3 protein-coding genes are annotated in these 2,464 nt (G+C 71.6%); 1 reads left to right on the top strand and 2 read right to left on the bottom strand.

From position 1 onward, the window contains the following. Positions 1–1,233, top strand: a 1,233-nt coding sequence (locus AC1D15_RS26910) for a hypothetical protein (protein ID WP_477828414.1), incomplete at its 5' end; no start/stop codon positions are given. Between the two features lies 1 nt (position 1,234). Here AC1D15_RS26910 and AC1D15_RS26905 read toward each other — a convergent pair. Further along, on the bottom strand, positions 1,235–2,086 hold the full coding sequence (locus tag AC1D15_RS26905) for a helix-turn-helix transcriptional regulator (RefSeq protein ID WP_477828413.1): 852 nt from the start codon (positions 2,084–2,086) through the stop codon (positions 1,235–1,237). A gap of 122 nt (positions 2,087–2,208) precedes the next feature. Beyond that, positions 2,209–2,464: type 2 periplasmic-binding domain-containing protein (locus AC1D15_RS26900; protein WP_477828412.1), on the bottom strand; the 256-nt coding region annotated here is incomplete at its 5' end.

The following is a 2,464-nucleotide window of genomic DNA, read 5'->3' as shown; positions in this document are numbered from 1 at the left end:
GTGTACCAGGGCGCCGAGCCGGTCGTCGATGACATCGCGAACGACCTCGGCAGGAACGCGCACACCGATTTCAGCAAGGCGCAGGGCACGGCCGGCAGCGGCGCGATCGACAGCCAGCCCGAGTACGACCAGACGATGGAGGACATGGGCGCGGTGTTCGAGCTGAACGGCGACAGCGGCGCGGCCCGCGCCTTCGGCCAGGACGTGCTCGACGGCCTCGCGGCCCCCGCCGTCGACAAGCAGGACCCGCTGGCAGCGCTCGGCCATTTCGGCGACGGGCTCGAGCTCGGGCTCAAGAAGAACAACACGCAGGTGCTGGCCGATGCGGTCGCGTTCAGCCTGCACAACGCGGGCGACAGCAAGACCGGCGTCTATGCGCTCGACGCCGGCACCCGGCAGACCCTGGTCACCGACCTGTTGAAGCAGGTCGACGAGACGAAGGTCAACGATGCCACCTACGTCGTCGATCCGGGCGACACGATGTGGGATGTCGCGGCGCGCGGCGACGTGCAGGCCACCGTGCTGACACCGRCCGAGCTCGACCGGGCCAAGACCGAACACTGGGGCAGCAACCAGCTGACCCGCACCACGCTGGACCGCATCGAGGCCGACAACGGCTACAGCCGCCGGCTCGACGACGGCCACGTCACGAGCCAGAAGGGTGACCCCGACCTGGTGAACGTCGGCGATCGCCTGACGCTGGTGAACCGCAGCGGCCGCACGCTGTCGCCCGAGCTCGACGGCACCGGCGCCGACCCGGCCGCGTTCGGCGATGCCGCCACGCCGGCGGCCCAGGCGAAGACACTCGCCGCGGCCAACGCCCGCAACCCGTTCGAAGCGCTGGCGCAGTTCCAGAAGCTCAGCGCGACGATGACGCCGGAACAGAAGAGCGCGCTGGTGACCGAGATGCTGAAGCAGCCCGATGCGCGCTGGAACAGCCCACTGCTCGGCGCGATGGGCTTCAGCAACGGCACGACGGTGACGCACAGCGACTTCACGACCAACTTCGCGCCGCCGGGCACGCCGATCGCGCCGCCGCTGCTGGCCGAGACCGGTGTCGACGCCGCCGGCAAGTCCACGGGCCGCACCAACCTGCAGGCGCTGTACCAGGCCTGGACCGAGGGCGGCGGCGACCCGGCGAAGTTCGTCGACCATGTGAACGACGCGGCCCGCGCCGGCGGCGACCGGCTGAAGGCGTTGTGCCAGGACGCCCAGAAGAAAGCCACCGGCTGAGCTAGCGCGCCGCGTTGACCAGCTGCACACGGTTGCGCACCGCGAAGCGCCGCCGCAGCTGCCGCATGTGGTAGTCCACCGCATGCGACGACAGCTGCAGCCCGTAGGCGATCTGCTTGTCGCTCTGCCCATGGCGCAGGCACTGCAGGATGCGCTGCTGCAGCGCCGACAGCGCGCCCGCCGGCGTGTCGTCGTCGTCGCACGGCGGCAGCCGCAGGTGGCGCCGCTGGAACTCGTGCAGGCACAGCATGAAGTTCAGCGCCAGCCCGAGCCGCGCGTCGTCGATCCAGCCGCGGTCGGGCCGCGACGACATCAGGCTGATCAGCGCGAACGCCTCGGCCGCATGGGCGCCGTCGATCGACAGCCGCAGGCACACGCCGCTGCGCACCCGGCTGTCGCCCATCGCCTGCACGAAGCGCGGCGGGCCGGCCTCGGCCAGGTCGTGCTCGTCCCACACCAGCGGCAGGCAGGAGCGCAGCAGCTGCTGCAGGCGTGGGTCGATCTCGTGGTGGCGCTCGCCGTAGTAGCGCCGCGTCCAGGCCGGCGGCGCATAGGTCGTCAGCACCGTGTGCGGCTGCCATTCGCCGCGCTGGCGGCGCAGCGTGGCGCAGCTCATCCACTCGAAGCCCAGTTCAGCGAGCGCGATCCGCACGATCCGCTCGCGCTCGCCGGCCGTGACGGACTGGCACAGCGCGCGCAGCAGCGCCGGCGCGCCCGCCGGCAGTGCCTCGGCCGGGCAGCGCTCGAGCTCTTCCTCGCCATGGAACTGCACGTCGCGCGTCAGCGCGCGGCGCTCGCCGAGATCCTCTGAACCTGGCGGCGCAAGGCGCGTGGCATCGAAGGCAATCGTCATGGGCGTCGTCCTTTCGGCAGATGACGACGAGCGTGCGTGAAGCACGTCACGCTCACAAGCGACCATTCGGCAAGCCAGCGTTGACCCTGCGCGAAGGATGCCGCCCTCCCACACCAGGTTCATCAGGCCGGAGCGACGCTCTCCAGCGCGGCCGACAGGCACTCGGCCAGCGTGTCGCGTGCACGCAGCTGCGGGCCGTGCACCGTCGGGGTGCTCACCGGTCGCGGTCCGGGCGCCGCTGCCGGCCGCAGCTGGTCGAGCAGCCGCTGCACGTTCTCCGGCGGCTGCGGGTGCTGGCGCCAGCACACATCGAGCGGGATCTCGGCCCACGGCTCGCTCAGCGCCAGCAGCGTCAGCCCGCAGGCCGCGGCATGCGCC

It is taken from the genome of Rhizobacter sp. P2_H2 (assembly GCF_056403375.1).
The sequence above is the reverse complement of the archived record's forward strand: the minus strand, read 5'-3'. Positions and strand labels throughout refer to the sequence as shown.